This is a genomic window from Massilia sp. Root351 (assembly GCF_001425045.1).
GTDB lineage: Bacteria > Pseudomonadota > Gammaproteobacteria > Burkholderiales > Burkholderiaceae_D > Rugamonas.
In genome coordinates this window covers 1-20,889 of record NZ_LMDJ01000001.1, presented here as the reverse complement: position 1 = coordinate 20,889, position 20,889 = coordinate 1, and the positions used below count along the sequence as shown (strand labels likewise).

Here is a 20,889-nt window from a genome sequence, read left to right as displayed (position 1 = left end):
GTGCGCGCATATTACCGGATGATGGCCACTTTGCGCTGCAGCTTGCGCACCAGCCAGGACAGCAGGCTGCACGCCGCGAAATACACTACCGCCACGAACAAATACATTTCCACCAGCCTGCCGTCGCGCTGCGCCACCTTGCTGGCGGCGCCGACGAAGTCCGCCACCGACAATACGTACACCAGCGACACGTCCTGGAACAGCACGATGGTCTGGGTGAGCAGCACCGGCAGCATGTTGCGGAAGGCCTGCGGCAGGATCACATGGCCCATCACCTGCCAGTAGCCCATGCCCAGCGCCTGCGCCGCCAGCATCTGCCCGCGCGCCACGGACTGTATGCCGCCGCGCATGATCTCGCAGTAGTAGGCGGCCTGGAACAGGATGAAGGTGATCAGCGCCGACCAGAATGCGCCCACCTTGACCGGCTCGGGCGAGCCGATGATCCAGGCGCCGATGTAGGGCACCAGGAAGTAGAACCAGAAGATCACCAGCACCAGCGGCACGGCGCGCATCAGGTTCACATAGCCGGACGCCAGCAGCGACAGCACCGGGTTGGAAGACAGGCGCCCCAGCGCCAGCAGGGTGCCCAGCACCACGCCGCCCAGCATGGCGAACACGGTGAGCTCCAGCGTAAACAGCATGCCGACCTGGAACAGGTAGACCCAGGAGCGGGCGATAACGTCGAAGTCGAAGCCGGCGAACATGTCAGCGCACCCCGCCGGACTGGAAAGTGCCGGGCAGCGCCAGCTTGCGCTCGAGCAGATGCATCAGACCCACCACGACGATGTTGACGGTGACGTAGATCAGCGTGGCGGCGGAAAACGCCTCGAACACCTGGAAGGAGAACTCCTGGATGGCGCGCGCGCTGGCGGTCAGCTCGGTCAGGCCGATGGTCAGCGCGATGGAGCTGTTCTTGATGATGTTGAGGAATTCGCTGGTGAGCGGCGGCAGGATGACGCGGAAGGCCAGCGGCAGCAGCACGTAGCGGTAGGCCTGCCAGCGCGACAGGCCGAGCGCCAGCGTCGCCGTGCCCTGCCCTCCCGACAGCGACTCGATGCCGGCAGTGACCTGCACCGCCACCCGCGCCGAGGTGTAGAAGCCGAGCGAGATGACGGCCGTGACGAAGGGCGCGTTCGGCAGCGCCTTGAGCCAGGCGCCGGTGTCGGCCGGCACCAGTTCGGGCATGACGAAGTACCACAGGAACATCTGCACCAGCAGCGGCACGTTGCGGAACAGTTCGATATAGGCGGTGCCAAGGCGGCGCAGCACGGCGCCGGCGCGGGTGTCGGGCAAGGTGCGCGCGGTGCCGATCAATACGCCCAGCGCCAGCGCCATGATCCAGCCGCACAGCGACGCGGCCAGCGTCCATTGCAGGCCGTCAACCAGCGTTTCCCAGTAGGTGTGGACGCCGTCCGGCGACTCATCCCAGAAGATGCGCCAGTTCCAGTTGTAGTTCATGCTGCGGCCGCCGGCGCCGGCTTATTTCGGTTTCTTCCTGGCGGCGGCCTGCTGCGCGGCCGGCACCGCCGCATAGGCGGCCGGATCGGGCGAATCGGTCGGCTTGGCCAGCACTGCCTGCAGCTGCGGCGGCATGGGGAAATTGAGATTGATGCCCTTGGGCGGGATCGGCGACATGAACCACTTGTCGTACACCTTCTTGAAGTCCTCGCTCTGGTAGAAGCGCGCCAGGGTGGCGTCCACCAGCTGCTTGAAGGCCGGATCCTCGCGGCGCAGCATGATGCCGTACGGTTCGACCGACAGCGCCTCCCTGGTGATCTCGTAGTCGCCCGGATTCTTGGCGGCGGCCACTTGCGCGGCCAGCAGGATGTCGTCGTTGGCCTGCGCCACCGCGCGGCCGGTCTCCAGCATCAGGAACGACTCCGGGTGGTCCTTGCCGACCAGGATGGTCATGCCGAGGCCCATTTCGTTGTTCAGGATGGTCAGCTGCTTCTGCGTGGTGGTGCCGGCGGTGACCACCAGCGGCTTGCCCTTCATGTCGGCCAGGCTCTTGATGCCCGAGGATTTCTTCACCAGCAGCTTGTTGGCCACCACGAACATGGTGGGCGCGAAGGCAACCTGCTTCTGGCGTTCGGCGTTGTTGGTGGCGGAGCCGCATTCGAGGTCGATGGTGCCGTTGGCCATGAGCGGGATGCGGTTGGCCGGCGTGACCGGGTTCATCGTCACCTTCACCGACGTCATGCCCAGCTGCTTCTGCGCGGCGGTGACGATCTTCATGCACAGGTCGACCGAATAGCCGATGTACTGCTGCTTGTCGTCCAGGTAGGAGAATGGCACCGAGCCGTCGCGCACGCCCAGCGTGATGGTGCCGGTGCGCTTGATCTTGGCCAGGGTGCCGGTGAGTTCCTGCGCCGCCGCCGTAGCGGTGGCCATGCACATGAAGATAGCCAGCAGTGATTTCAACGTCATGATTCCTCCGGTAAGAAGTTCAACAACGTGATGCCCGATTCCGAAATGGCCTAGTGAATAATACGCGCCAAAAAGTCCTTTGCCCGTTCGGAGCGCGGCGCGCCGAAGAATTCGTCCTTCGAGCAGTCCTCCAGGATATGGCCCTTGTCCATGAATACTACCCGGTTGGCCACCTTTTTCGCAAAGCCCATTTCGTGCGTGACCACCATCATGGTCATGCCTTCCTGCGCCAGGCCCACCATCACGTCCAGCACTTCATTGATCATTTCCGGGTCCAGCGCCGATGTGGGCTCGTCGAACAGCATGGCGATCGGGTCCATCGACAAGGCGCGCGCAATGGCCACGCGCTGCTGCTGGCCGCCGGACAGCTGGTTGGGGAATTTGTCCTGCTGCGCCAGCAGGCCGACGCGGTCCAGGTATTTCAGGCCGCGCTCATTGGCTTCGTCCTTGCTGCGGCCCAGCACCTTGACCTGTCCCAGCGTGAGGTTCTCGCGCACGGAGAGGTGCGGGAACAGCTCGAAATTCTGGAACACCATGCCGATGCGCGCGCGCAGCGCCGGCAGGTCGGTGCCCTTGGCGCCGACGGAGGTGCCATCGACGATGATTTCGCCCTCCTGGAACGGTTCCAGGCCGTTGACGGTCTTGATCAGCGTGGATTTCCCCGAGCCGGAAGGTCCGCAAATCACCATGACATCGCCCTTGGCCACCTCGGTGCTGCAGTCGGTGAGCACCTGGAACTGGCCGTACCATTTATTGAGTTTTTTTATGGCTATCATTTTTTGCGTTTAAAATTCGGCCCGCAAACTGTTTATTTCACGCGATGTATGCCTCGTGACACAGTTGCTTGACACGCTACTGGGCCGCAAGGATACTGCGACACTTGCTCAGTTATTGATCACACAAACAACATTCTACCGGCCATTTACCCAATGGCGCGCAGTTTAGAGACACTACCACAGGAAACCCCGCCTATGAAAACACGCAATAATTTGACAACCTACATCATGGTTAGCCTGGTGCTAGGCATCATCGTGGGGTATTTCGCCAACGTCGGCCTGGCCAATCCTGGCAGCTTTGCCGAGTATATGTCTTATCTGACCACCATCTTCCTGCGTTTGATCAAGATGATCATCGCTCCGCTGGTGTTTGCCACCCTGGTGGTAGGTATCGCGCGCATGGGCGACGCCAAGGAAGTGGGCCGCATCGGCCTGAAGACGCTGGGCTGGTTCTTCATCGCCTCCGTCATGTCGCTGCTGCTGGGCCTCGTCATGGTCAACATCTTCCGTCCGGGCGACGCCCTGGTGGGCCACCTGCCGGCGGTCACCACGCCATCCGGCATCGCTGCCACCGGCCTGTCGCTGAAAGAGTTCATCACCCACCTGGTGCCGGCCTCCATCATCGACGGCATGGCCAAGAATGAAATCCTGCAGATCGTGATCTTCTCGCTGTTCTTCGGCACCGCCGCCGCCGCGGTGGGCGTGAAGGCTGAACCGCTGGTGGACGCGGTCGACGGCCTGGCCCACATCATGCTGAAGGTGACCGGCTATGTGATGAACTTCGCACCGGTGGCCGTGTTCGCGGCCGTGGCAGGCACCATCGCCAAGAGCGGCGTGGGCGTGCTGGGCACCTATGGCGTGTTCATGGCCGAGTTCTACCTGAGCATCGGCATCCTGTGGGGCCTGCTGATCTTCGCCGGTTTCATCTTCCTGGGCCGCCGCATCTTCGCCCTGATGAACGAAATGAAGGGCCCGGCCCTGCTGGCCTTCTCCTGCGCCTCGAGCGAAGCGGCCTATCCGAAAACGCTGGAAGGCCTGGAGCGTTTCGGCGTGCGCAACCGCATCGCCTCCTTCGTGCTGCCGATCGGCTATTCCTTCAACCTGGATGGCTCGATGATGTACTGCACCTTCGCCACCGTGTTCATCGCGCAGGCTTACGGCATTGAACTGTCGATGGCCACGCAGCTGACCATGATGGCCGTGCTGATGCTGACCTCCAAGGGTATTGCCGGCGTGCCGCGCGCTTCGCTGGTGGTGATCGCCGCCACCCTGGGCCAGTTCAACATCCCTGAAGCCGGCCTGCTGCTGCTGCTCGGTATCGACCACTTCCTGGACATGGCGCGCTCCGCCACCAACGTGATCGGCAACAGCGTGGCCGCCGCCGTGGTGGCCAAGTGGGAGGGCGAACTGGTTGCCCCGCTGGACAAGGAACTGTCGGATTCGCCGCTGCCGTAATCTTCGGCACGGACCTAAAAAAGGCTTCCCTCGGGAAGCCTTTTTTTTACTCTACTTCTTCTTCCACCTTGGCCTGCTGGCGCTGCCACATCTGCGCATACAGCCCGTCCGCCGCCAGCAGCGACTGGTGCGTGCCGCGCTCCACGATGCGGCCATGGTCGAGCACAATGATCTGCTCCGCGTCCACCACCGTCGACAGGCGGTGCGCAATGACCATGGTGGTGCGGTGCCTGGCAATCTCTTTGAGCTGGGCCTGGATGGCCTGCTCGGCCTTCGAGTCCAGCGCGGAGGTGGCTTCATCGAAGATCAGGATGGCCGGGTTCTTCAGCAGGGTGCGCGCGATGGCCACGCGCTGCTTCTCGCCGCCGGACAGTTTCAGGCCGCGCTCGCCCACCATGGTGGCGTAGCCGTCCGGCAGGCTGGCGATGAAGTCGTGGATCGACGCCGCCTTGGCAGCGGCCACGATGTCCTCCTTGCTGGAGCCGGGCTTGCCGTAGGCGATGTTGTACTCGATGGTGTCGTTGAACAGCACCGTGTCCTGCGGTACGATGCCGATCGCGTGGCGCAGCGAATCCTGCGTCACCGCGCGCAGGTCCTGGCCGTCGATGGTGATGGCGCCCTGGTTCACTTCATAGAAGCGATACAGCAGGCGCGACAGGGTGGACTTGCCCGAACCGCTGTGCCCCACCACCGCCGTGGTGGTGCCGGCCGCGATGGTGAAGTCGACGTCGAACAGGATCTGCCGCTTGGACTCGTAGCTGAAGTCCACGTGCGCGAAACGCAGCTGCGCGCCCTGGGTGTGCAGCGGCTTGGCGTCCGGTGCGTCCGCCACTTCGCGGTTCTGGTCCAGCAGCGAGAACAGGCGCTCCATGTCGGCCAGGCTTTGCTTGATCTCGCGGTAGATCACACCCAGGAAATTGAGCGGGATGTAGAGCTGGATCATGAAGGCATTCACCAGCACCAGGTCGCCCAGGGTCATCTTGCCGTCGATGACGCCTTGCGTGGCGCGCCACAGGATCAGCGTGACAGCGGTGGCAATAATCAGCGACTGGCCGGTGTTCAGGAAGGACAGCGAGGTCTGCGACTTCACCGCAGCCGACTCGAAGCGCTGCAGGCCCTCGTCGTAACGCCTGGCCTCGTAGTCCTCGTTGCCGAAGTACTTCACGGTTTCGTAGTTGATCAGCGAATCGATGGCCTTGGTGTTGGCCTTGGAATCGAGGTCGTTCATGGTGCGGCGGAAGTGCGTGCGCCAGTCGGTGACCGTGATGGTGAACACGATATAGGACACCAGCGCCACGAAGGTGATGGCGCTGAACCAGATGTCGTAATGCGTAACGAGGTAGGCCAGCACCAGCGAAATCTCCACCAGCGTGGGCAGGATGTTGAACAGCGTGTACGAGATCAGCGAACCGACGCCGCGCGTGCCGCGCTCGATGTCGCGCGTCATGCCGCCGGTCTGGCGGTTCAGGTGGAAGCGCAGCGACAGCGAGTGCAAATGGCGGAACACCTTGAGCGCGATGGTGCGCACGGCGCGCTGCGTCACGCGCGCGAACAGGAACTCGCGCAGCTCGGTGAACACCGTGGTCGACAGGCGCAGCAGGCCGTAAGCCACCAGGGCGCCGAGCGGCAGCACCAGCAGCGCGTGCGGGTGCGACGGCGAAATGGTCATCTCGTCCACCAGCTTTTTCAGCACCACCGGCACGCCCACGTTGGCCATCTTGGCACCGATCAGGCAAAGCAGCGCGGCCAGCACGCGCCATTTATAGACCCACAGGTAGGGAATCAGGGTCTTCAGGGTGGCCATGTCGCTGCGCGGCGGCTTGCCGGCGGCGTCTGGAGCGGGTGGCGGTGGGGGCGAGGTGGCTGAGCGGCGCATGGCGAAACGGGGCTTCCGTGGTTTACAATCAGTCCCAATTGTAGCCCTTACCGAGACATCACGATGACCACGCCCGAAAACACCACCACTGCGGCCGTTGCAGCTGCCGCGCCCCAGGCGCCGGAACGGCAAGGCCTGCCGCCGGGGAAAATGCCCGAACTGCGCGTCATGCCCGCCCCGTCCGACGCCAACGTCTACGGCGACGTGTTCGGCGGCTGGATCATGGCGCAGGTGGACATCGCCGGCTCGCTGCCCGCCACGCGGCGCGCCAATGGCCGCGTGGCCACCGTGGCGGTGAACTCCTTTGTGTTCAAAAACCCCGTCTTCGTCGGCGATCTGCTGTCCTTCTACGCCGACATCATCAAGGTCGGCAACACTTCCATCACCGTGAACGTGGAAGTGTACGCGGAGCGCAACCGCCTGCAGGCGTGCACCGTCAAGGTAACCGAAGCCACGCTGACCTACGTCGCCACCGGCCCGGACCGCAAGCCGCGCCAGGTGCCGCCGCTGGAAACGCTGCTGTAAGCGCGACGTCGCCCGCGCATGGAGCCAGGACGCCGCATCCTCCTGCTGAGCGGAGCCCGGCTATCGGCGCTCGCCGCGATGGCCGCCGCCGGCGCCACACTCGCCGGCAGCGAGCCGGCGCGCGGACAGCCAGGTGGACAGGCGCGCGCCCGCGGCGGCGCCGGGCAGCCCAGCCCGGGCGCCCTGAACGGCGCCGGCTACCCCTTCTCCCTCGGCGTGGCCTCCGGCTCGCCGCTGCCCACATCCGTGGTGCTGTGGACCCGCATCCTGTACGACCCGTTCAACGCGGCCGCCATGCCGCCGCTGGCCATGGCCGTGCGCTGGGAAGTGGCGCACGACGAAGCCTTCCGCAGCATTGCCGCCAGGGGCAACGCGCTGGCCGCCCCCGAACTGGCGCACAGCGTGCATGTGGACGTGGCCGGGCTGGAGCCCGGCCGCTGGTACTGGTACCGCTTCATGCTGGGCGACGCCGTCAGCCCGGTGGGCCGCACCCGCACCGCGCCCGCGCCGGACAGTATGCCGGCCGCGCTCAAGCTGGCCGTGGCCTCCTGCCAGCACTGGGAGTTCGGCAGCTACGCCGCGCACCGCCACATCGCCGCCGCCGCGCCCGACCTGGTGGCCTTCCTCGGCGACTACATCTACGAATGGGGCGCCTACCAGCGCCAGCATCCCGGCCGTGCCGTGCGCTCGGACGAAAGCTACACGCTGGAGCAGTACCGCGCCCGCTACGCGCAATACAAAAGCGACGCCGACCTGCAGGCCGCGCACCGCGCCGCGCCGTGGATACTCACCTGGGACGACCACGAAGTGGCCAACGACTACGCCGCCGACCGCGACGAGCGACTGTCCGCCACCTTCGCCGCGCGCCGCGCCGCCGCCTACCAGGCCTACTACGAGCACCAGCCGATCCGCCTCACGCTGCAGGGCGGCGGCTACGGCACGCTGCGCATGCACCAGCGCTACGACTGGGGCCGGCTGGCGCGCTTCCACGTGCTCGACAACCGCCAGCACCGCGCGCCGCAAGCCTGCACTGTCGGGCGCGGCGGCTCCAGCTCGGTCTACTGGCGCGCCTGCGCCGAGCTGCGCGACCCGGCGCGCGAAATGCTGGGCCGCGGACAGCAGCGCTGGCTGGAACAGGGGCTGAAGGAGTCGACGGCGCGCTGGAACATCCTGGCGCAGCAAACCCTGATGGCCGGCGGCAGCCAGGTGCCGCTGGTGAACGGCGAGGCAGGCCGCTACTGGACCGACGGCTGGGACGGCTACCCGGCGGCGCGCCAGCGCCTGTACGACGCGCTGCAGGGCAGCGGCGCTGCCAACCCGCTGGTGCTGTCCGGCGACGTGCACACCTTCTACGCCGCCGAGCTCACGCGCGACGGCCGCCGTCCCGCCGGCGCCGGCAACCCCGTGCTGGCGACCGAGTTCTGCGGCACCTCCATCACCTCCGGCTCGCGCGCGCAGGCGCGCACGCTGCAATACGTCGACATGAACCCGCAGCTCAAATACGGCCGCAGCGACAAGCGCGGCTACATGCTGTTCGACATCGGCCCCGAGCGCAGCCGCGTGCAGTTCCTGGGCCTGGACGACGTGCGCAACCCCGCCAGCCCCATCGCCACCCTTGCCAGCTTCACCGTTCCGAACAGCAAAATGGGGTCAGGGTTAATTAAAAGTGCAACTTTTAATTAACCCTGACCCCATTTTGCGGGGGTGAAACTATTCAGGTCTTCAGGCGGCTTGCTTTTCGTCACGCAGCTGGCGACGCAGGATTTTGCCGACGTTGGTTTTCGGCAGCTCGTCGCGGAACTCGATGTATTTCGGCTTCTTGTAGGCGGTCAGTTCGTGCTTGCAGAATTCCTGGATGGCTTCGGCGGTCAGGTTGGGGTCTTTGCGCACCACGAACAGCTTGACCGCTTCGCCGGAATTTTTGTCCGGCACGCCGATGCAGGCCACTTCCAGCACGCCCGGGTGCGCCGCCACCACGCCTTCGATTTCATTCGGGTAGACGTTGAAGCCGGACACCAGGATCATGTCTTTCTTGCGGTCGACAATGCGGGTGTAGCCGCGCTCGTCCATGATGCCGACGTCGCCGGTCTTGAAGAAACCGTCGGCCGTCATGGTCTTGGCCGTTTCGTCCGGACGCTGCCAGTAGCCGGCCATCACCTGCGGGCCGCGGATGGCGATCTCGCCCGGCTGGCCCAGCGGCACTTCGACGCCGTCGTCGTCCAGGATCTTGATCTCGGTCGACGGGATCGGCAGGCCGATGGTGCCGGTAAACTCCTTGATGTCGACCCGGTTGGCGGTCGCCACCGGCGACGTTTCGGACAGGCCGTAACCTTCGATGATAGGCGTGCCGGTCAGCTTCAGCCAGCGGTCCGCCACCGCCTGCTGCACCGCCATGCCGCCGCCGTTGCATACCTTGTAGCTGGAGAAGTCGAGCTTGGCGAAGTCCGGGTTGTTGAGCAGCGCGTTGTACAGCGTGTTTACAGCCGGGAACACCACCACCGGATACTTGGCCAGTTCCTTGACGAAGCCGGGAATGTCGCGCGGGTTCGGCACCAGGATGTTCAAGCCGCCGAAACGCATGCCCATGAAGGCGCTGATGGTGAGCGAGTAGATGTGGTACAGCGGCAGCGCGCACACGAACACCACCTGCTTGCCGCTGGTGTCCAGGCCCAGCCAGGCTTCGTTCTGCAGCACGTTGGAGATGACGTTGCGATGCAGCAGCACGGCGCCCTTGGAAACCCCGGTGGTGCCGCCGGTGTATTGCAGGAAGGCGATGTCCTCGTGGCCCAGCTGCACCGGCTTGAGCGTCAGGCGCGCGCCTTCGGCCAGCATTTTCTTGAAGCTGATGGAACCCGGCAGCGACCAGGCCGGCACCATTTTCTTCACGTTGCGCACCACGAAGTTGACGATGGCGCCTTTCAGGCCGCCCAGCAGGTCGCCCATGCTGGCCACGATCACGTGCTTGACCTTGGTGGCCGACAGCACCTGCTGCACCGTGGTGGCAAAGTTCTCCAGCACGATGATGGCTTCGGCGCCGGAGTCGTTCAACTGGTGCTGCAGTTCGCGCGGCGTGTACAGCGGGTTGACGTTGACCACCGTGTAGCCGGCGCGCAGGATGCCCGCCATGGCGACCGGATATTGCAGCACGTTGGGCAGCATGATGGCCACGCGCGCACCCTTTTCCAGTCCCTTGCTTTGCAGCCAGGCGCCCATCTGCTTGGACATCTGGTCCACTTCGCGGTAGGTCAGGAACTTGTCCATGCACACGTAGGCGTTACGGTCGGCAAACTGACGGAAAGACTCCTCCAGCAAATGCGTTACCGAGCTGTATTGCGTGTTGTCGATTTCCGCAGGTACGCCTTGGGGGTAGGAATTCAACCAAATCTTGTCCATCAGTAGCCTCGCTCAAACATTATTCGATAAAAAAACCGCCTGGCCAGCAGGCGGTTGTGCCTGTGGCCAGTGGGCTTATGCCGCTTTCTTCTTCTCGCCCACCACTTCGTCGCGCAGCACGCGGCGCAGGATCTTGCCGACGTTGGTCTTCGGCAGCTCGTCGCGGAACTCGATGTATTTCGGCTTCTTGTAGCCGGTCAGGTTTTCCTTGCAGTAGGCCATCAGGGTCTCCACGCTCAGGTTCGGGTCCTTGCGCACCACGAACACTTTCACCGCTTCGCCCGAATGCTCGTCCGGCACGCCGATGCAGGCGCATTCCAGCACGCCCGGATGGCCGGCGATTACGCCTTCCACTTCGTTCGGATACACGTTGAAGCCGGACACCAGCACCATGTCCTTCTTGCGGTCGACGATCTTCACGTAGCCGTTGGCGTCCATCACGCCGACGTCGCCGGATTTGAAGAAGCCCTCCGGCGTCATCACCTTGGCGGTTTCCTCCGGACGGTTCCAGTAGCCCACCATCACTTGCGGACCGCGGATGGCGATCTCGCCCGGCTGGCCCAGCGGCACTTCCTTGCCGTCGTCGTCCAGGATGGCGATGTCGGTGGACGGCACCGGCAGGCCGATGGTGGCGGTGAAGGCCGTGCCGTCGGCGCGGTTGCAGGTGGCGGTCGGCGAGGTCTCGGACAAGCCGTAGCCTTCGATGATGGGCACGCCCGTCACTTTCAGCCACTTGTCGTTGACGGCCTGCTGCACCGCCATGCCGCCGCCGTTGCAGATCACCACGCCGGAGAAATCCAGCTTGCTGAACTCGGGATGGTTCACCAGCGCGTTGTACAGCGTGTTCACGGCCGGCAGCATGTTGAACTTGTACTTGGACAGTTCCTTGATGAAGCCGCCGATGTCGCGCGGGTTGGGGATCAGGATGTTCATCGCGCCCATGCGCATGCCCCACATGGCGCAGGCCGTCAGCGCGAAGATATGGTACAGCGGCAGCGCGCAGACGATGGTCAGCGGCTCATTGGCCGGCAAGGTCTTCAGGCGCGGCTGGGCCCAGGCTTCGTTCTGCAGCAGGTTGGCGACGATGTTGCGGTGGGTCAGCGTGGCGCCCTTGGACACGCCCGTGGTGCCGCCCGTGTACTGCAGGAAGGCCACGTCGGACGCGTTCAGCTCCACCGGCGTGAGCTTCATGCCCGCGCCCTGCGACAGCGCGTCCTTGAAACGCACCGCGTTCGGCAGCGAGAAGGCCGGCACCATCTTCTTCACATTGCGCACCACGAAGTTGACGATCACGCCCTTCAGCCCGCCCAGCATTTCGCCCATGCTGGCCACCACAATGTGCTTGATCTTGGTGCGCGGCAGCACCTGTTCCAGCGTGGTGGCAAAGTTCTCGAGGATCAGGATGGCTTCCGCGCCGGAGTCGTTCAGCTGGTGCTCCAGCTCGCGCGGCGTATACAGCGGGTTGACGTTGACCACGGTATAGCCGGCGCGCAGGATGGCGGCGATGGCGATCGGGTATTGCAGCACGTTGGGCATCATCACCGCCACGCGCGCGCCCTTTTTCAGGCTGCGGCTTTGCAGCCACGCGCCCAGGCGCTTGGAATAGCTATCAAGTTCGGCATAGGTGAGGAATTTGTCCATGCAGACGTAGGCATTGCGGTCCGCGTACTTCTGGAAGGACTCTTCCAGCAAATGCACCAGCGAACGATATTGGTTCGGATCGATCTCCGCTGGAACGCCGGGGGGGTACGACTGCAGCCAAATTTTTTCCATCCTGTGCCTCGTCTCTTGATATGTTTTTTTGGGGGGCAAACAAAAAATAGTACGCTCGTACACAAACTGAGTAAGATGCTATCGGGCGCCACGCTAGTATGCAAGCGCTTTTGCAGATTTTGAACCCCTGCTCTACGAAGTAATGCGCAGACGCAACCTGCTGCAGCGCAGCAGAGTTCAGTGTTCCGGCGACGCTAGCGATTGCGTAGCGACCGTATCGGGTGGGGGTGGCGGCGGCTGTCCCAGATGCAGCAAGCGGGCCTGGCGCTCCTGCAGGCTCAAGGTCGACATGCCTTGCACCGCAGCATAAAAGCGCGGGAAGGTCTTTTCCTGCGCCAGCAAGGCGCGGAAGCCCGGTAAAAAATCATTGTAAGTTGCAACAGAGGCAAGGTGGGCATTATTTAATGGTTCGGCGAAGAAACGATCATAGCCCGCGTAGCCGCCCCAACTGTTGACTTTCATCAACTGATATTCCTCTTTCAGCGCGGCGAAAATGCGCAGTTTCTCTTCCCGCTTCTTCTTGTCGCTGACCTTGCGCGCATAGTTCGACGCCAGCAGCGCGCGGTGCCGCACCAGCAGGTCGAGGAAGTCGCGCCGGCGCACGCTGTAGCGCTCGTAGGCTTCGCGCATGGCGGGGTTGCCGTACATGTCCAGCCAGCGCTGCACGCCGGCTTCCTCCACCGCCGTGGCGAACGCTTCGTTGAAGCGCGAATCGCCCTGCACGTAGGCAACCTGGTGCGCCAGCTCGTGGAACACCATGCGCGCCAGTTCAGCGTCGGAATAGTTGATGAAGGACGACAGCAGCGGATCGCTGAACCAGCCCAGGGTGGAATAGGCCGGCACGCCGCCCAGCTGCACGTCGTTGCCTTCCTTGCGCAGCTCGTCGGCGTAGGCTTCGGCGTCCTCCTTGCTGTAGTAGCCGCGATAGCTGACGCAGCCGGCAATCGGGAAACACCACTGGATGGGCCGCAGCGACAGCGACGGCGTGGCCACCACGTTCCACAGCACATAAGGCCGGTTCAGGGCGGCGTAGTTGCGGTAGCTGGCGTTGTCCGGCAGGCCAAGCTCCTTGACGGCGAAGCGGCGTATCAGCAGCGCCTTTTCCAGGCGCGCCTTGAGCTTGGCGTCGGTGGCCGGATCGCCCAGCCAGTCTTCGATGGGACGCGCTTCGGACCACAGCGCGTACTGGCCCTGCGCGGCCTGGAAGTAGTACTTAAACTGGGCGCAGCCAGCCAGCATCAATGCGCACGCGCCCGCCGCCAGCCAGAACCTGGCACGCATTAGCTGTCGGGCAAATTTGCGCATTTTTCACTCTCACGCCGCTTTCTCTACCTGGACCAGTGTATCGTAAAAAGTCGGCGCGCGGCCCATATCGGTAAGCCGCTGGCTGGTCACTTCGTTGGCGTTTTTGCCGTCGCCGGCGAGCTTCTTCCACCATATGGAGAGGCCCACCACGAGCCCCGCGCGGGCCTTGTCGGTGACGCGCAATTTACATACGAATGAGCCACGATCGTTGTATATGCGCACCATTTCGCCGTGCGCCACGCCGCGCTGCGCCGCGTCGTCCGGATGCATGTCGAGCTGCGGCTCGCCCTCGGTGGCGCGCAAGCTGGTCACATTGACAAAGGTGGAGTTCAGGAAGTTGCGCTGCGGCGGAGAAATCATGCCCAGCGGGTACTTCGCGGCCAGCGCCGGATTGCTGGCGCGCGACTCGTACGGCGCAATATATGCGGGCAGCGGATCGAGGCCGTCGGCCAGCATCTGCGCCGAATAGAACTCGCATTTGCCGGACGGCGTGGGGAAGCCGCCCTGCGCGAACGGCGCGGCCGGCATGTTCAGGCGCTGCCAGCCTTTCTGCTTGAGCGACTCCCAGTCGAAATGGACGGCGCGCGCGTCTTTCGTATTGAAAGCCTGCGCCGCCAGCTGATCGTCGCTCTCATGGAAAACAGGATCGTCCAGGCCCATGCGCGCGGCCAGCAGGCGGAAGATTTCCGTGTTCGGCTTGGCTTCGCCCATGGGCGCGATGGCAGCGTTGTTGGCCATCATGTACAGGTGGCCGTAAGACGTGTGCACGTCCACGTGTTCCAGCTGCGTGGTGGCGGGCAGCACGATGTCGGCGTAGTCCACGGTGTCGGTCTGGAAGTGCTCCAGCACCACGGTAAACAGGTCGTCGCGCGCAAAGCCGGCCGCCACCTTGGCCGAATCGGGCGCCACCGCCACCGGGTTGGAGTTGTACACGATCACCGCCTCCACCTGCGGGCCGAATTCAGGCGAGGCCGGGCGCAGCAAGTCGTCGCCGATGGTGCTCATGTTGATGGTGCGCGGCAGTTTGGCGTGCCGCTGCAGCAGGTCGGTGCGCTGCAGCAGGGCCTTGTTGGCCGGGAAGGAGCCGCTGGAAGACAGCTGGATGCCGCCGGCCGCGTGGCGCCAGGCGCCCACCAGCGCCGGCAGGCAGGCGATATTGCGCACCGCCATGCCGCCGCCGCGCACGCGCTGCACGCCGTAGTTGGTGCGGATGGCCACCGGCTCGCCGTTCTTCGCCATGCCGCCGTACAGGCGCGCCAGTTCCACCACTTCCTGCACCGTGATGCCGCAGGTTTCCGCAGTGCGCTCGGGGGTCCATTCGGCGGCGCGTTCTTTCAGTTGCTCGAAGCCCAGCGTATACCCGGCGATGTAATCGTGGTCCAGCAGGTCTTCGGCGATCAGCACATGCATCATGCCCAGCGCCAGCGCGGCGTCGGTGCCGGGCAGCAGGGCGATGTGCTGGTGGCATTTCTCGGCCGTCAGCGAGCGGTAGGGATCGATGGCGATCAGCCTGGCGCCGTTGCGCTTGGCGGCCTGGGCGCGAGTCCAGAAATGCAGGTTGGAAGCGATGGGATTGCCGCCCCAGATGATGATCAGCTTGGCGTCCTGGAAATGCTCAAGGTCGGTGCCCGTGGAGCCGCCCACCGTGTATTTGTAGCCGGTGGCGCCGGCCGTGGCGCAGATGGTGCGGTCCAGCTGCGAGGCGCCCAAGGTGTGGAAGAAGCGTCCTGCCATGGATTCGCCCTGCAGCAAGCCCATGGTGCCGGCGTAGCTGTAGGGCAGCAGCGCTTCCGGTGCGCGCGCCACGATAGGCTTCAGCTTGGCGGCGATGGCGTCCAGCGCTTCGTCCCAGCTGATGCGCTCGAACTTGCCCTCGCCCTTCTTGCCGACCCGGCGCAGCGGATGCAGCAGGCGGTCCGGGTGGTAAGTGCGCTCGGTGTAGCGCGCCACCTTGGTACAGAGCACGCCGCCGGTGGGCGGGTGGTCCGGGTCGCCTTTCACTTCGGTGGCGACGCCGTCTTCGACGGTGACGATGATGGCGCAGGTGTCGGGGCAATCGTGCGGGCAGGCGGCACGGACGTGGCTGGTGGAGGTCATGGCGGGTCCAGGAACAAACATCGAAACCACTATCGTAAACGATTCCGCGCTACCCCATCCGGCGGCGGCAAAGGCTACAATGGCTATACCGCTATAGCGCACGGCGTCTTACAAAGACGCAAGCAAGAATAAAATACTGGAGAGCCCAGAATGAAACTTGTAGAACCGATTATTGCGTTTCAATCCGAGTTGCAGCAGATCCGGCGCGATCTGCACGCGCACCCGGAACTTTGCTACGAGGAAGTCCGCACCTCCGACGTGGTGGCTGCCAAGCTGACCGAATGGGGTATCCCCGTCGTGCGCGGCCTGGGCCTGACCGGCGTGGTCGGCATTATCAAGAGCGGCACCTCGGAGCGCGCCATCGGCCTGCGCGCCGATATGGACGCGCTGCCCATGCAGGAAATCAACACTTTCGCCCATGCATCCAAGCACGAAGGCAAGATGCACGCCTGCGGCCACGACGGCCACACCTCGATGCTGCTGGGCGCGGCCCGCCACCTGGCGCAGCACCGCGATTTCGACGGCACCGTGTACCTGATTTTCCAGCCGGCCGAGGAAGGCGGGGCCGGCGCGCGCCGCATGATCCAGGACGGCCTGTTCGAGCGTTTCCCGATGGAAGCGGTGTACGGCATGCACAACTGGCCGGGCATGCCGGCCGGCAGCTTCGGCGTGTGTGAGGGCCCCATGATGGCGTCGAGCAATGAGTTTCATGTGACCATACGCGGCAAGGGCGCCCACGCGGCCCAGCCGCACAAGGGCATCGATCCCATCATGGTGGCAGTGCAGATCGCGCAGGCCTGGCAGACCATCGTCACCCGCAACAAGAGCCCGCTCGACACGGCGGTGCTGTCGATCACCCAGATCCACGCCGGCAGCGCGACCAACGTGATTCCGGACGAGGCGAAGATGGTGGGCACGGTGCGCACCTTCACCACCGAGGTGCTGGACCTGATCGAGCAGCGCATGCGGCTGCTGGCCGAGAACATCGCGGCGGGCTTCGATGCGGAAGTCGATTTTGCGTTCAGGCGCAACTATCCGCCGCTGGTGAACCATGCGAAGGAAACCCGGTTCGCGGTGGAAGTGATGAAGGCAGTGGCCGGCGCCGACCAGGTGGACGAGCAGGTCGAGCCGACCATGGGTGCGGAAGACTTCGCCTTCTTCCTGCAGGAAAAGCCGGGCTGCTACATCTTCCTCGGCAATGGCGACGGCGACCACCGCGACGGCGGCCACGGCCTGGGTCCCTGCGTGCTGCACAACGGCAGCTACGACTTTAACGACAACCTGCTGCCCATCGGCGCCAGCTTCTGGGTGCGGCTGGCGGAAACGGCGCTGCCGCTGGCGCGCTGAGAGCGGCGCGTTAGGGCAACTGGTCCGGCCCGTTCCCCACGCGCTGCCCGGTGTTGAGCTGCTCCAGCCCCAGCAGCGCGGCCGAGTGATCCGCCTGCGGGAACATGTCCACAATCGCCTCATAGCGCTGCGTCACCAGGTCGGTGACCGGCAACTGCACGCCCGCCGCAGCCGCGGCGGCCAGGATGTTGTGCTGGTCCTTGAGCTGCGTGCGCACCTGCCCGCCCGGCATGAAATTGCGCTCCAGCATGCGCTGTCCATGCACCTCCAGCACCTTGCTCTCGGCAAAACCGCCCCGTATCGCGGCCCGCACCGCAGCCGGGTCCGCGCCGGCCGCCTGTGCCAGCAGCAGCGCCTCCGCCACGATGTTGATGGTACCGCCCACGATCAGCTGGTTGCACAGCTTGGACACCTGCCCGCTGCCAGCCGGTCCAACCAGCGTGCAGCGCCCCATGGCGGCAAACACCGGCTCGGCGTCCGCATAGTCTTGCGCATTGCCGCCCGCCATGATGGCCAGCGTGCCCGCCTGTGCGCCGGCCACGCCGCCGGACACCGGTGCGTCCACGAAACGGCAGCCGCCCGCCGTGAGCCGCGTGTGGAACTCCTGCGCCTCGGATTGACGGGTGGAGCTCATGTCTATCCACAGCGCGCCCGGCCGCAGCGAGGGCAGCGCCGCATCGATCACCAGGCCCACCACGGGCCCGGCCTCGAGCATGGAGATCACCACGTCCGCAGAGCTGACAGCGTCCCCCAGTTCGGCCACCGGCATGGCGCCGAATTCAGCCAGCGGTTCGGCCTTGCTGGCCGTGCGGTTCCAGACAGTGACGGGGAAGCCGGCTTGCAGCAGGCGCCGCACCATCGGCTCTCCCATCAAGCCGATACCAAGGAATGAAATTTGCGTTGACAATGGGACTACTCCTGAGTGAACAATGTTGAGGATGTCGTAAGAATAGTAGCGCCTCCTGAACGATTTTGTGAATCTCGGTAGAATGAAGTACTGCTATATAACTCGACATATAGCGCAGACTCTGAAAGAAGCCATGCAAACTAAAAAAATCCTCGCGGCGGCCGCCGCAATTCTGGCAATGCAAGCCGCAGTTGCCGACGACAAGCTGATCGATACGTCCTACGTGGAATACGCCAGCGCCTCCAAGATCCAGATGGCGCGCATCGGCGCCACTTCCGACTGGAACAAGCAGTGGTTCCAATCCAACGGCACCAGCCTGAGCGGTTACTGGGACGCCAGCTTCGGCGCGTGGCGCGGCAAGATGGCCAACAATGTGCCGGGCGCGCACCAGGACCTGGTGGACGTCGGTTTCACGCCCGTGTTCCGCTACGGCGCCGACAACAAGAAGGGTTTCTACGTTGAAGGCGGCATCGGCGTGCACCTGCTGTCCAAGCTGTACAACAACAACGACGACAAGCTCTCCACCGCCTTCCAGTTCGGCGACCACATCGGCGTTGGCTACGTGTTCGACAACCACTGGGAAGTGGCCGCCAAGATCCAGCACTTCTCGAACGGCGGCATCAAGAAGCCGAACAGCGGCGTCGACTACGCCGTGGTGAAGCTGGCCTACCGCTACTAATCCGCACGCAAGAAAAAACCTCCGCAGTTCACACTGCGGAGGTTTTTTTTCGTCCCGCCGATGGCTTACTCGGCCACGTCCGTTCCCACGTTGATGGCCGCGTAAGCGCGCTGCACGGCCTTGGCCTCCGCGCTGTTGACGCCATACAGCTCCTGCGCGGAAGCCAGCACTTTCAGGCGCGCGTCCGCATAGTTGGTCGAGGAGGTGAACTTGGTGCTCAGCGCCTTGAACCAGATGCGGTAAGCCTTGTCCAGGCCGATGCCGGTCATCGCCAACGGCGCCTTGGTCAGGTATTTGCTGTAGTACTCGCTGCCGGCGCTCGAGCTGGAACCCTTGGCCAGGAAGTAGAACATGCGGTTGTTCGGGCCGCTGCTGTAGTGCACGTCCAGGCGCTTGAGCGAGGTGCTCCAGGCATCCGGGCTGCTGCCGTCCTTGCTGGGTTTGTACATCCAGCGCAGCGGCTGGCCATCCTTGGCGATTTCCTTGCCCATCATCCAGTCGTTGGCGCCAGGCGACGGCAGCGTGGCGCCGCTGCCGCCGGCGCGCGCATACGCTTCCACCGCTTCGCCGGTGATGTCCGAGCTCGACTCGTTCAGGCCGCCGGATTCGCCCCGGTAGTTCAGGTTGGACGTGGCAGCGGTGACGCCGTGGCCCATCTCGTGCCCGATCACGTCGATCGAGCCCAGGTTGTTAAAGTAGCTGCCGCCGTCGCCGATGTACATGCATTTGCAGCCGTCGGAATAGTAGGCGTTGTCGTAGGCGGTGTTGACGTGGGCCGCGATGTAGGTCGAGGTGTTGTTGCCGTCCAGCGACTGCCAGCCCAGCACGTTCTTCAGCATGTCGTAGGTGTTCATCAAGCCCCACAGCGCGTTGACGGCGGCGGTCTGGCCGTTGGCGTTGGTGGTGCTGCCGCCGGCGATGTACTGCTGGCCGTCGCCCCAGGTGTTGCTGGAATTGGTGTACACGCTGCCGGCGCTGGTGGTGTGGTTGGCGTTGGTGATGGCCATGGCGCCGAAGGTGCCGCCGGTGCCGCGCGAGCCGTCCACCATCTTGTAGGTGGTGCCGCTCAGGGTGGTGTTGATAGGCACGGCGCCGTTGTACTGGCTGTTGCCGGTACCGATCACGGTTTGCAGCATGTTCCACTGCTCGATCACGCTGCCGTCCTGGGCGTTGACGATGGTGTTGTGGAACACGGGTTTGTTGCCGTTGGCCATGCGGGTCTGCACCAGGTAGGCCAGCTTGTAGCCGTCCAGCACCTCGGTGACGTCAGTGGCATTCAGCTCGGCTTCCGCCTTGTTCTCCGCGCCGGGTGCGCGCACGGTCTTCATGACGGGATAGATGATCAGCTCGGCGCTTGGCGGGTCGATCGCCACGCCGTACGGACCGACACGGCGCAGCGCCACGTCCACGGCCTGCTGGGCATGCAGCTTCGGCTTGATGTCCATGCGCTTGGCCGACAGCGCGCCGCGGCGGTCCGCGATCGATTCGCTGAGGATGTTGCCGCCGGCATCGGACACCACCACCGACTCGGATTCGAAGATGCGCACGCCCTTGTAGGTGTGGTTCAGGCGGCTGATGGCATGGCCGCGTGCGCCGGGATGCTGGCTGCCGATGACGAAGCCGTGATCGGTATCCAGGCCGTGCTTGCCGCGTTCGCCGTTCAGCGTGCTGATCAGCCGGGCCTTTTCTTGCGGGGAAAACGACGCCGGCGCGCCCATGATGGGGGCGGCGTGGGCGGTGGAAAGTAGCGACGCTGCAACGGCGGCGGCTAGCATGGTCGTACGAAGTGCCATTTCTATCTCCCAGGTTGGTAGGAGAGGAAAGTTAGCCCATCCGTTCAGGGGGAGTCAAAAAAGGCGGGAAATGAGACTTTTTGGTGGAAAGTGTCTCAAATGGGACAAAAATGAAAAAAGCCCACCAAGATCACTTGGTGGGCTTCTTTATATAACTAGCCTGACGATAACCTACTTTCACACTGGTTGCAGCACTATCATCGGCGCAAAATCGTTTCACGGTCCTGTTCGGGATGGGAAGGGGTGGCTGGTTGCAGCACTATCATCGGCGCAAAATCGTTTCACGGTCCTGTTCGGGATGGGAAGGGGTGGGACCGATTTGCTATGGTCATCAGGCTTTGACTTGTACGCCACACACTCAGGTGTGTGGCTGCAATCTGGAAGAAGTAAATTAGGTAGTAAATTCAAACACAGGCAAATGCGATATAACCGTCAAGGTTATAGGGACAAGCCTTACGGGCAATTAGTACTGGTTAGCTTAATGCATTACTGCACTTCCACACCCAGCCTATCAACGTCCTGGTCTCGAACGACCC

The 20,889-nt window shown here is 63.9% G+C and carries 16 protein-coding genes and 2 rRNA genes; 5 read left to right on the top strand and 13 right to left on the bottom strand.

Annotation, left to right across the window (positions count from 1 at the left end; translation table 11 throughout):
• Positions 1-11 precede the first annotated feature (11 nt).
• The 4 genes from ASD15_RS00090 to ASD15_RS00075 are packed head-to-tail and all read right to left on the bottom strand — an operon-like array spanning position 12 to position 3,203.
• Positions 12-704: an amino acid ABC transporter permease gene (locus ASD15_RS00090; RefSeq protein ID WP_057152642.1), complete on the bottom strand. Its 693-nt coding sequence runs from the start codon at positions 702-704 to the stop codon at positions 12-14.
• 1 nt (position 705) lies between these two features.
• A complete protein-coding gene (locus tag ASD15_RS00085; RefSeq protein WP_057152640.1) occupies positions 706-1,458 on the bottom strand; it encodes an amino acid ABC transporter permease in 753 nt (250 codons plus the stop codon).
• A gap of 21 nt (positions 1,459-1,479) precedes the next feature.
• Complete coding sequence (locus ASD15_RS00080; protein ID WP_057152638.1) at positions 1,480-2,427, bottom strand: amino acid ABC transporter substrate-binding protein; 948 nt, start codon at positions 2,425-2,427, stop codon at positions 1,480-1,482.
• Positions 2,428-2,477: 50 nt separating this feature from the next.
• A complete protein-coding gene (locus ASD15_RS00075; protein ID WP_057152636.1) occupies positions 2,478-3,203 on the bottom strand; it encodes an amino acid ABC transporter ATP-binding protein in 726 nt (241 codons plus the stop codon).
• Between the two features lie 195 nt (positions 3,204-3,398).
• Here ASD15_RS00075 and ASD15_RS00070 point away from each other — a divergent pair, with 195 nt between their 5' ends.
• A complete protein-coding gene (locus ASD15_RS00070) occupies positions 3,399-4,658 on the top strand; it encodes a dicarboxylate/amino acid:cation symporter (RefSeq protein WP_057152634.1) in 1,260 nt (419 codons plus the stop codon).
• A 46-nt stretch (positions 4,659-4,704) separates the two neighbouring features.
• Here the strand turns inward: ASD15_RS00070 and ASD15_RS00065 are convergent, their stop codons facing one another.
• Positions 4,705-6,534 (bottom strand): ABC transporter ATP-binding protein/permease, encoded by a 1,830-nt coding sequence (locus ASD15_RS00065; RefSeq protein ID WP_057152631.1) that lies wholly within the window; start codon positions 6,532-6,534, stop codon positions 4,705-4,707.
• A 63-nt stretch (positions 6,535-6,597) separates the two neighbouring features.
• Here ASD15_RS00065 and ASD15_RS00060 point away from each other — a divergent pair, with 63 nt between their 5' ends.
• Both ASD15_RS00060 and ASD15_RS00055 read left to right on the top strand, forming a co-directional pair.
• Positions 6,598-7,059 (top strand): acyl-CoA thioesterase, encoded by a 462-nt coding sequence (locus tag ASD15_RS00060; protein ID WP_057152629.1) that lies wholly within the window; start codon positions 6,598-6,600, stop codon positions 7,057-7,059.
• Between the two features lie 18 nt (positions 7,060-7,077).
• A complete protein-coding gene (locus tag ASD15_RS00055; protein ID WP_057152627.1) occupies positions 7,078-8,742 on the top strand; it encodes an alkaline phosphatase in 1,665 nt (554 codons plus the stop codon).
• A gap of 39 nt (positions 8,743-8,781) precedes the next feature.
• On the opposite strand, the gene ASD15_RS00050 is transcribed toward ASD15_RS00055, so the two are convergent.
• The 4 genes from ASD15_RS00050 to ASD15_RS00035 form a co-directional block, all read right to left on the bottom strand.
• Entirely contained in the window at positions 8,782-10,452 is a 1,671-nt protein-coding gene (locus ASD15_RS00050) for a long-chain fatty acid--CoA ligase (RefSeq protein WP_057152626.1), read from the bottom strand.
• Between the two features lie 75 nt (positions 10,453-10,527).
• Positions 10,528-12,225, bottom strand: coding sequence for a long-chain fatty acid--CoA ligase (locus tag ASD15_RS00045; RefSeq protein ID WP_057152624.1), 1,698 nt, complete (start codon positions 12,223-12,225; stop codon positions 10,528-10,530).
• A gap of 177 nt (positions 12,226-12,402) precedes the next feature.
• Positions 12,403-13,506 (bottom strand): aminopeptidase, encoded by a 1,104-nt coding sequence (locus tag ASD15_RS00040; RefSeq protein ID WP_229417996.1) that lies wholly within the window; start codon positions 13,504-13,506, stop codon positions 12,403-12,405.
• Between the two features lie 33 nt (positions 13,507-13,539).
• The gene (locus ASD15_RS00035; RefSeq protein WP_057152621.1) at positions 13,540-15,627 is read right to left on the bottom strand and encodes a molybdopterin-dependent oxidoreductase; all 2,088 of its coding nucleotides are present in this window, start codon (positions 15,625-15,627) and stop codon (positions 13,540-13,542) included.
• 150 nt (positions 15,628-15,777) lie between these two features.
• Here ASD15_RS00035 and ASD15_RS00030 point away from each other — a divergent pair, with 150 nt between their 5' ends.
• Positions 15,778-16,974, top strand: coding sequence for a M20 aminoacylase family protein (locus ASD15_RS00030; protein WP_057152619.1), 1,197 nt, complete (start codon positions 15,778-15,780; stop codon positions 16,972-16,974).
• 10 nt (positions 16,975-16,984) lie between these two features.
• On the opposite strand, the gene ASD15_RS00025 is transcribed toward ASD15_RS00030, so the two are convergent.
• Positions 16,985-17,881 carry an NAD(P)-dependent oxidoreductase gene (locus ASD15_RS00025; protein WP_267877818.1) on the bottom strand — a complete coding sequence of 299 codons (897 nt, stop codon included), beginning with the start codon at positions 17,879-17,881 and terminating at the stop codon, positions 16,985-16,987.
• Positions 17,882-18,014: 133 nt separating this feature from the next.
• On the opposite strand from ASD15_RS00025, the gene ASD15_RS00020 reads away from it, so the two are divergent.
• A complete protein-coding gene (locus ASD15_RS00020; protein WP_057152615.1) occupies positions 18,015-18,560 on the top strand; it encodes an acyloxyacyl hydrolase in 546 nt (181 codons plus the stop codon).
• Between the two features lie 65 nt (positions 18,561-18,625).
• On the opposite strand, the gene ASD15_RS00015 is transcribed toward ASD15_RS00020, so the two are convergent.
• From ASD15_RS00015 to ASD15_RS00005, 3 genes are all read right to left on the bottom strand, one after another.
• Entirely contained in the window at positions 18,626-20,353 is a 1,728-nt protein-coding gene (locus ASD15_RS00015; protein WP_057152613.1) for a M4 family metallopeptidase, read from the bottom strand.
• Between the two features lie 158 nt (positions 20,354-20,511).
• Positions 20,512-20,689, bottom strand: a 5S ribosomal RNA gene (rrf, locus tag ASD15_RS00010).
• 106 nt (positions 20,690-20,795) lie between these two features.
• Positions 20,796-20,889 (bottom strand): 23S ribosomal RNA (locus ASD15_RS00005); the annotation flags it as partial.

Bases quoted from the DNA above. Each gene is read 5' to 3' on its own strand.
- ASD15_RS00090 (WP_057152642.1), bottom strand. From the start codon at position 704: ATGTTCGCCGGCTTCGACTTCGACGTTATCGCCCGCTCCTGGGTCTAC.
- ASD15_RS00085 (WP_057152640.1), bottom strand. From the start codon at position 1,458: ATGAACTACAACTGGAACTGGCGCATCTTCTGGGATGAGTCGCCGGAC.
- ASD15_RS00080 (WP_057152638.1), bottom strand. From the start codon at position 2,427: ATGACGTTGAAATCACTGCTGGCTATCTTCATGTGCATGGCCACCGCT.
- ASD15_RS00075 (WP_057152636.1), bottom strand. From the start codon at position 3,203: ATGATAGCCATAAAAAAACTCAATAAATGGTACGGCCAGTTCCAGGTG.
- ASD15_RS00070 (WP_057152634.1), top strand. From the start codon at position 3,399: ATGAAAACACGCAATAATTTGACAACCTACATCATGGTTAGCCTGGTG.
- ASD15_RS00065 (WP_057152631.1), bottom strand. From the start codon at position 6,534: ATGCGCCGCTCAGCCACCTCGCCCCCACCGCCACCCGCTCCAGACGCC.
- ASD15_RS00060 (WP_057152629.1), top strand. From the start codon at position 6,598: ATGACCACGCCCGAAAACACCACCACTGCGGCCGTTGCAGCTGCCGCG.
- ASD15_RS00055 (WP_057152627.1), top strand. From the start codon at position 7,078: ATGGAGCCAGGACGCCGCATCCTCCTGCTGAGCGGAGCCCGGCTATCG.
- ASD15_RS00050 (WP_057152626.1), bottom strand. From the start codon at position 10,452: ATGGACAAGATTTGGTTGAATTCCTACCCCCAAGGCGTACCTGCGGAA.
- ASD15_RS00045 (WP_057152624.1), bottom strand. From the start codon at position 12,225: ATGGAAAAAATTTGGCTGCAGTCGTACCCCCCCGGCGTTCCAGCGGAG.
- ASD15_RS00040 (WP_229417996.1), bottom strand. From the start codon at position 13,506: ATGCGTGCCAGGTTCTGGCTGGCGGCGGGCGCGTGCGCATTGATGCTG.
- ASD15_RS00035 (WP_057152621.1), bottom strand. From the start codon at position 15,627: ATGACCTCCACCAGCCACGTCCGTGCCGCCTGCCCGCACGATTGCCCC.
- ASD15_RS00030 (WP_057152619.1), top strand. From the start codon at position 15,778: ATGAAACTTGTAGAACCGATTATTGCGTTTCAATCCGAGTTGCAGCAG.
- ASD15_RS00020 (WP_057152615.1), top strand. From the start codon at position 18,015: ATGCAAACTAAAAAAATCCTCGCGGCGGCCGCCGCAATTCTGGCAATG.
- ASD15_RS00015 (WP_057152613.1), bottom strand. From the start codon at position 20,353: ATGGCACTTCGTACGACCATGCTAGCCGCCGCCGTTGCAGCGTCGCTA.